The organism is Parasutterella secunda (assembly GCF_024733725.1).
Classification (GTDB): domain Bacteria; phylum Pseudomonadota; class Gammaproteobacteria; order Burkholderiales; family Burkholderiaceae_F; genus Aphodousia; species Aphodousia faecalis.
In genome coordinates this window covers 58,421-66,444 of record NZ_JANRHP010000009.1, presented here as the reverse complement: position 1 = coordinate 66,444, position 8,024 = coordinate 58,421, and the positions used below count along the sequence as shown (strand labels likewise).

Annotated in this window: 10 protein-coding genes; 1 reads left to right on the top strand and 9 read right to left on the bottom strand. The window is 45.0% G+C overall.

Going from position 1 to position 8,024, the window contains the following annotated elements:
- Positions 1 to 108 precede the first annotated feature (108 nt).
- From NW199_RS08360 to NW199_RS08320, 9 genes are all read right to left on the bottom strand, one after another.
- Complete coding sequence (locus NW199_RS08360) at positions 109 to 372, bottom strand: hypothetical protein (RefSeq protein ID WP_258334307.1); 264 nt, start codon at positions 370 to 372, stop codon at positions 109 to 111.
- A gap of 122 nt (positions 373 to 494) precedes the next feature.
- Positions 495 to 1,250, bottom strand: coding sequence for an endonuclease (locus tag NW199_RS08355; protein WP_258334305.1), 756 nt, complete (start codon positions 1,248 to 1,250; stop codon positions 495 to 497).
- An 18-nt stretch (positions 1,251 to 1,268) separates the two neighbouring features.
- Positions 1,269 to 1,799 (bottom strand): DNA polymerase III subunit epsilon, encoded by a 531-nt coding sequence (dnaQ, locus tag NW199_RS08350; protein ID WP_258334304.1) that lies wholly within the window; start codon positions 1,797 to 1,799, stop codon positions 1,269 to 1,271.
- Between the two features lie 68 nt (positions 1,800 to 1,867).
- Entirely contained in the window at positions 1,868 to 3,142 is a 1,275-nt protein-coding gene (locus tag NW199_RS08345) for a hydantoinase/carbamoylase family amidase (protein ID WP_258334303.1), read from the bottom strand.
- A 176-nt stretch (positions 3,143 to 3,318) separates the two neighbouring features.
- A complete protein-coding gene (locus tag NW199_RS08340) occupies positions 3,319 to 4,026 on the bottom strand; it encodes a YjjG family noncanonical pyrimidine nucleotidase (RefSeq protein WP_258334302.1) in 708 nt (235 codons plus the stop codon).
- 61 nt (positions 4,027 to 4,087) lie between these two features.
- Complete coding sequence (locus NW199_RS08335) at positions 4,088 to 5,128, bottom strand: alpha/beta hydrolase (protein ID WP_258334301.1); 1,041 nt, start codon at positions 5,126 to 5,128, stop codon at positions 4,088 to 4,090.
- 157 nt (positions 5,129 to 5,285) lie between these two features.
- Complete coding sequence (locus NW199_RS08330) at positions 5,286 to 5,543, bottom strand: plasmid segregation protein ParG (RefSeq protein ID WP_022473387.1); 258 nt, start codon at positions 5,541 to 5,543, stop codon at positions 5,286 to 5,288.
- 68 nt (positions 5,544 to 5,611) lie between these two features.
- A complete protein-coding gene (locus tag NW199_RS08325) occupies positions 5,612 to 6,253 on the bottom strand; it encodes an AAA family ATPase (protein ID WP_022473386.1) in 642 nt (213 codons plus the stop codon).
- A 61-nt stretch (positions 6,254 to 6,314) separates the two neighbouring features.
- A complete protein-coding gene (locus NW199_RS08320) occupies positions 6,315 to 7,448 on the bottom strand; it encodes a glycerate kinase (RefSeq protein ID WP_258334300.1) in 1,134 nt (377 codons plus the stop codon).
- 130 nt (positions 7,449 to 7,578) lie between these two features.
- Here NW199_RS08320 and NW199_RS08315 point away from each other — a divergent pair, with 130 nt between their 5' ends.
- Entirely contained in the window at positions 7,579 to 8,010 is a 432-nt protein-coding gene (locus tag NW199_RS08315; protein WP_258334299.1) for an MmcQ/YjbR family DNA-binding protein, read from the top strand.
- The last annotated feature ends 14 nt before the right edge of the window (positions 8,011 to 8,024 follow it).

Here is an 8,024-nt window from a genome sequence, read left to right as displayed (position 1 = left end):
GCAATTTTGCTCCAAAATGGCCCCAACATAGCCAATTGACATTGGCGTTCCTTATATCCCCGCCATTAATGGCGGGGCTTTACGGAACTCGCGGTAAAAACAGACATCTTATTTTTTCTCAAGGTCTCTTTTTAACAGTTCACGCAACAAATCATTCTCTTTTTTTAATTGATTAATTTCATCGCGCAAGTCTTGAGTTTCACTAATGCTTGAATCTTTGGAATGCGGGGCCTGCGACTCTGTTTGTTTATCTCTTTTCAAAAAATACCAAACTCCCAATCCTAAAAGAATAAACAAAACTAAATTAGGAACGCCGGGGAAAAGCGGAGCACCTAAAAAATGCGGTCCAAAAACATGATGCATCATTGCCATTGCTCCTATGGAGAATCACTTTGCCTTAACTCCAAGATACAACAGTACGACGAAAGGCGCAAAAAGAAAACCGCAACAGTGTATGACGATTGCCTATTCGGTTAAATCAAAGTAAAAAGCGACTATTTTTGATCCCATAAACCGGCATTAATACACGGTTGCTTTACAAATTCATTCGTATTTTTTTGAATTTTTTCAATACGTTGAGCTCGTTTACATTCCCAAGCATCAACCGGGTACATCTTATTCCATGCGGTCATAAGCTGGCGCTGCTGATTGCTTAAACGGAATCTTGGGTACGATGCCGCCATGTAAAGGTGGGTTCGGGCGATTTGACCGCGAGCTCGTTCAGGCGGCTCCGCTCGTCTGCCGTCAATTTTCATTTCACAAGTGCCAAAATCACTTTTAGCATGGGGTAGCATTTGGAAATTGTAATTTTGTCGGGCGGCGTTAACAGCACCGATCGCAGGATAGAGGTTATACATATCAGCTTGCATAAAACGGTACTCTTGGTTGGCGCGCTCGGCACAGCGACGCCCCTTATAAGCTTTGCCTTTGTTATTTACGCAGACCGGATCCCCTTCTCGCCATTCTTTAAAGGCGCGACCGAAATTTTCTGCCGCCACCGCATGTTCCCACTCGACTCTTCCCGCTCTTTTTTGATGCTTGGTCGCAATGAAGCCTTCAGGCAAAGTGACATTTTTCTTGGCGTCAAAGCTTGCCCCGCAATAAAGCGTTACCCGATGATCAAAATAAACCTGTCTTTCAAGAAGTTGTTTAGCTTTATTAAAAGAGTCGTTAACCGTATTGCCTTGCGAGAAGCCAAGCGCGGGAACAAAGGCAAAAAGAACGGTGGCAAGTTTTATGGATCGAGTCATGGTTGGCAAGCAATAGAGCTAAGGTAACTTAGTGAGCGAATTATAAACTTGAACTAAAAGCATCGAGTCAATTAAAGCGCCGTGCAGTGTGCGGCCGGAGGCGTCAATATTAAACGCTTTACAAAGCGCATCAAGGGATGCAGGCTTACCGGGACGCTTTTGTCGGGCAAGCGACAAAGTGTCGATCACACCTTCACAGTAGTCCGCCATACAGCCTCTGTTGACAATAGCCAGTTCAGCATTCAAAAAGCCAATATCGAAACGAGCGTTGTGGATAACAAGAGTGGCTCCCTCGACAAAATTTAAAAAATCGTCGGCGATATCGACAAATCGGGGCTGCGATTTCAACATCTCCCACGAATAGCCGTGCACTCGCTGTGCCCCGACACTAACAGGGCGTTGCGGGTTAATGAGTTGGTGGTAACTTGCCCCCGGTTCCCCGTTTGTCAATATCTCAACACAACCAATGGAAATTAAACGATCACCGCATTGAGGATAAAGACCTGTTGTTTCAGTATCCAGAGCAATTAAACGACTACACGTCGACACGACCATCTTCCTTATCTAAAAAGGGCCGCCAAAATTAATTTGGCAGCCCCCGGCATTAACTAAACCTATTATTTATCGTACGTGGAAATAGCTGTGAAAAGAACTTCCGTGCCCAACATGAAGTCATCCAACTTCATTTTTTCTTTCCAATTGTGAGAGCCGTCCTGATTGGCGACGAAAATCATCGTAATAGGGACATCCATGTCAGCCATAACGGCTGCATCATGGCCGGCACCACTGGGAATATCCATCACTTCAATCTCAGCTTTTTTCGCGGCGGCCTTTAAATGCTCAAAAAGGTCATGGTCCACTTGGGCGGCTTTGCAGACTAAAGTCCGGTCGAACTCAAAACTCACACCCCGGTCAGCTCCGACCGCATTGGCTTCGGCGACTAAGAGCTTGTGGAAGCGATCAAGAGTGTCCATGGAAAGGCTTCGCATGTCCACGCTAAAGCTGACCTCTCCGGGGATAATCGCAATCGCCGCGGAAGGCGCCGTGTTAAACACACCGACCGTGAAAACCAGATCTTCACCGCGGACAAGCCACTCCGCCCAGTGACGTTCCATTTTCATCATAAGATCGCTCATGGCCATCACAGCATCATGGCGATACTGTTTGTCCACTGCCCCCGAGTGGGCTGTCACACCAATGCAGCGGCAAGTCTTATGCCGTAAATTGCCACGAATCCCTGTAACAATCCCCACGCGGGCTTTCTTTTGAGAGTCCAACGTCGGACCTTGCTCAATATGCAATTCGGTAAATGCAGCGATTTTTGAAAAATCAATGGCCGGATCCGTGCGAATCATATCATCGGGGTTGAAACCCGCTTCACGTACGGCCTCGGCCAAAGTTTGATCTTTGGTACGGTGTTTAAGTGCCAGATCTTCGGCGGTCAATTGTCCTGCCATTGCCAGCGACCCGACATACGCTTTACCAAACCATGAACTTTCTTCCATACGAAAGACGACCATCGTCACGTCACGTTTAGGTTGATAACCAATTTTTCTCATCCACCAAAGAGTGGTAATCGCAGCTACAACACCGGCCAAGCCATCATAATGTCCACCCTGAGGCACGCTGTCGGCGTGCGATCCAGTCATGTAACACGGCAGTGAACGATCTGTACCCGGCAAAGTTAAAAACAAATTGCCGCAACGATCAACCTTGATCTCCAGATTGAGTTCTCGAGCGATTGTTTTGAGATACTCGTGAGCTTGATTTTCTAATGGTCCGTAACCTTGACGGGAGATCCCTCTGACTGGATCCTTGGAAAATTCCCGAATGTCGTTAAAGACTTTTTCAGCAAAAGCTCTTGCACCTTCACGCAGCCGTTGTTCGGACATAACCTTGCTCCTTAATGATGGTTTTGCAGACACTCTCCATTTTGGGCTTTGTTATTAACAAATACAAGACCTCCTGATCCATGGGAAATGCTGATTTTAAAAGACTAGAAAACAAATTAGTTTAATATTATTTTAATATTTTATAAATATATAAATAATATTGTTTAACGATTATTTTAATTGTTTTCAATACCAATCAGTTTTGGAATACTTTGCAGATTATCGATTTCAAAATCAGGGGTGATATTTGACTGATTAGCAGCATGAAACGGGTTATACCAACACGATTGAATACCCGCATTTTTTGCCCCCAAAATATCACTGCTTAAAGAATCGCCCACAATCAAAACTCGCTCACGATCCACCGCTGGGATGGATGCAAAAACTTTGTCAAAAAATAGCGCCGATGGTTTTTCGCATCCAAGGTGTTCGGACAAAAAGACGCCGTCAAAAAGATTGATGAGTCCGGACTTTGTCAGTTTGCCCGTTTGCGCCACAACAGTTCCATTTGAAACGGCATATTGAGGAATTCTGCCTTTTAAAAATGACACTAATTGATAACTGTCATCCCTAAAAACAACGGTTTCTCCCAATCGTTTTTGATAGGCACGGTCAAAAGCCAAGCAATCAACGCCCTGAGCGCCTATTTCCTCAAAAAAGGTTTCAAAGCGCTTAACCAATATTTCGGCTCGCGTCATTTCTCCTTTTTCTAACTTTTTCCAATAGGAGGCATTGATTTGACTGTAGCGGCTAATCATTTCATCGGTGCACTCACCGATTTTGAAATCGTGAAAAAGCGATCGAATGGAAATGTCTTCTGCTGCCAAAAAATCTAAAAGTGTCCCATCCACATCCCACAGAAGTACATCAAAGGAGACTGTCATCTTTTTTTCTCTCTATGAACAAAATAGTGCTAACTATACAAGATGGGACACTTCAAATTAACTATTTTTGCTTCCAGACACGTGCTAAAAAATCATCCAAGAATTGATAATGTTGACGCGTCTCGGGAGCGTTGGTATCAAAATAGTACTGAGCGTGCGACACGGCCTCGTACACAATGAGTTCTGCCGGCGCACGGTTGGCTAAAAGGCGCGTATGCATTCTGACCGTATTGCTTAAGAAAAGATCTCGTGTTCCAGAAACCAATAATGTCGGCGGGAAATCCTTCAAAATTGAATCCGATGCATAGACCGGAGAAATCAAGGGATCTTTTAAATCATGTCCATCGGCGTAAACTTGGGCGGCTGCGCGAATGAGGTGATCGTAGGTGCCCAATACATTATCCACACCTTCGTTGACAACGTAGCTGTCCCCGATCTTATCTAAATCAGCCCATGGCGTACCGGCAATTAAGGCGGCCGGCATCATCTGTCGCCCTTCTGCGTGAGCCTGCAAACCCAAAATCAATGTCATCGCACCACCAGTTGAAGTTCCGAATACAGCAATGTTTTCAGCGCCATACTGTTTAACCACTTCTTTATAAGCTACAAAGGCATCGTCAATGGCTGCCGGAAACGGATGCTGTGGAGCCATGCGGTAGTCCACCGAAATCACCTTATAGTGATTCTGTGCGGCCATCGGGATCGCTTCGGTGATCCCTGAGACACCGTGCCCTAAGACATAGCCGCCACCATGGATATAAAAAATGACCTTATCTTTTTTATTCTCGTCAATTTTCTTAGGCGTTAAAGTGAAAACCGGAATGCCTGCCAGCTTAGAGCTCTCAACCTTAACACCTCTATCGGCCGCTGTTTTTGAAGCCGCTGCTCCTGCGGCCTTTGCGTAACTGCCTGCCATTTGCTCCCAATCTTGAAGTGTTTTCGGATCGGAGTACCAGAGGGCCGGAGCCGGTGCATTCACCAAAGCGGCCATTTGTTCACTGACTGTCGATGGTGCGGGATAGTGTCGATCGGTATCCGCTGCTTGTACGACAGTCATCATGGATATACAAGATAATGCCAGTACCAGTTTCTTGATGTTCATCAGACAACGCTCCTAATCATTCTTAGCTGGTAATGTAGCAAAGAGGAAAAAGGAGCGCCTGCCCGAATAGTGCAAGGTATTGCCTAATAATGGGATTATTGGGTGGAAATAGAGAGAGAACCGCCCGATATTGCTCGGGCGGATAAAAGGAAAAGTATTAACGAGTTAAACCGTTTTTTAAGGCAGTGGAAACTGCAGCATTAATATAAGCGGCACGAGAGAGTCCCAGTTCATGCGCAGCCTCATCAACGGAATGCAAAAGGGATTCTGAAATAGTGAGCGTAATTTGCTTCTTTTTCTTAGATACCGCTTCTTTTTTCACATGAGAGGCAGAATCCAAAAAATCATCCACAGCCTTTTCATCCAGTTCCTTGATTTCACCGGCAGGCTTCTTACGCAACATTGTGATGGCCATAACAACCCTCAAAAATACTATTAATGGAAAATTATTTTAATATTAAAATAAGTCTAAATAAATAGCAATTAAAGATTATAAATGGCATCCGCCAATGCCTTTAATTCAAAACAGGCTTTGGCATCTTTAGGACGCAATTCAAAAACACTGAGTCCGGCGCCACCAGCTGTTGCAAAAGCCTTGCGTCGGCCGATCGCCTTATCTAAAAAGCGCATTTCTTCGCACTGCTTCATCACTTCTGCCGCCTCTTGATTATCCGCTCCCTGGCTATCGGCGCAAGACAAGAAGCAATAAGCGTCAAAATCGGCACCAATATCACGTGCGTCACGAATAATGTCTTCCAATTTAGAGAGCGCCCAAACGTCATAGCTTCTAGGCTGCACAGGCACAAGCAAAATGTCGCAAACCAATAAGGCCGCACGCAGTGCTCCGGTATCGCGACCACCCACATCAATAATGATGTCTTCCCATTTATTGACTTGAGTTTCAATTTGGGACTTGAGTGTACGCGCATCCGAATAAGCCGAACAGGCTAAGGCCGGTTTTACATTATTTTCAGAACGAATGCTCACCGCCGTCAAAGCGGATTGCTGTTCATCGCCGTCTACCAACCAAACCTCGTGTCCCAAACTTTGGCGATAAAGCGCCAGCTGAACCGCGGTCGTCGTTTTACCGGTACCGCCTTTTGTATTAGCCACTGCAATAATCATAATGCTAATCCAATCTTAAAATAAAATTTATTTAATATTAAATCAATTGTTTTTCACAATTTTATAAATAGGTTTCTGCCCATTGAGAACCAATCCGGGTCAAAAGCTCTTTAGCCTTTTGAAGGCTATCGCTCAACCCACGAGATCTGGACAAAAGATCATAAACATTGGCGAAACCCAACTCTTTACAACGGTCAATGGAAATTTTGAGTGAACCCACGACAAGAAACGTCGGCTTATTGTTCCTACTTGCACGATCAAGTACGCCGCTAGGCGCTTTACCGGATAAAGATTGCTCATCAAACGAGCCTTCTCCGGTTAAAACATAGTCCGACCGTTTCAGAATCCTGTCAAAACCGATCATATCCAACACGGCATCGATCCCTTTGAGCCTTGTGGCTCCAAAAAACCACATTAAAGCGGCTCCCATGCCGCCGGCGGCGCCGGCAGAGGTTGAATGGCTGAGATCCTTTAAAAAGTGCTCTTTTAAAACAGTTGCCGCGTAAGCCATGCCGGATTGCATTCGGCTAAGGTCATCACCTTGAACTCCCTTTTGCGGTCCAAAGACTGCTGTTGCTCCCGTCGGCCCCAACAAAGGATTATTCACATCACAGACCGCCCAAACACCTACGTCTTGAAAACGGTCCGAAAAATCTTTGGTATCAAGACGAGCGATTTTGGAGAAATCATTGGCAGAGATGTGATCGGTGATCGGTTTACCGTCAGCGTCGAAAAATTTGACGCCAAGAGCTTGCATGCATCCAAGGCCCAAGTCGTTGGTGGCACTTCCCCCTAATCCGATATGAATCTGTCGAGCGCCATTAAGATACGCGTCCCTAATCACCTCACCTAAACCATAAGACGAAGCGTAAATCACACGTCTTTGCTCTTTCGGCACCAATGTCAAACCACAGCAAGAGGCCATTTCAATAACGGCACAATCGCCTTTAGCTAAATAGGATGCCTCAACATTTTGCCCATAGGGTCCTGAAACCAATACCGTTTTGATTTGCCAACCGTCAGCCAAAAGATCATCCTTGAGACAATCAATGAGACCATCCCCGCCATCGGCAACCGGTAAAACGATCACTTTCTCGTCCGGTCTTTCTGAGCGTATTCCTTTGGCCAGAGCCTCAGAAGCCTCTCTGGCAGACAAAGATCCTTTGAAGGAATCCAGTGCAACTAAAACCGTCATAAAAACTCCTTTCGCAATCGTACCAATGCCAGGAGTTATAAACAAGAAAATAATATTATCTTAATATTGTTTTAATTTATTTTAAAGCTTGAAACACTGATAACTTACTATTATTAGTAGCGCTGTTAAAATGGAAAACAAAAACTGGGTTGTCTTAAACATGATCCGAGAAGACTTTTTCCGAATGATTCATGACCGGTTTGGAATTGAACCGGACTATCCTTTTGCAAGTGATTTTGTAACGGCAGTATTTCGACGCAAAGACAACTTAAAGTGGTTTGCTATTGTGATGTCGGTTGATGCAAAAAAGTTAAAAATCGGCGCGTACGGCGAATTGGATATCGTCAATCTGAAATGCACCGACGAAGATCGTGAGGCGCTATCTCAAACCGAAGTGGTTTTGCCCGCCTACCACATGAACAAAAAAAGATGGCTCAGTGTCATTTTGGATGAACAGGAAGATTTTGACGAAAAACTCTCTGAACTCGTTCAAAAAAGTTTCAATTTAACGGCTTCTCAGAAAAAGAAGTCCAAACTGAAAACGCAAAGCGTAGTACGATGAGGGAGCCTTAGTAT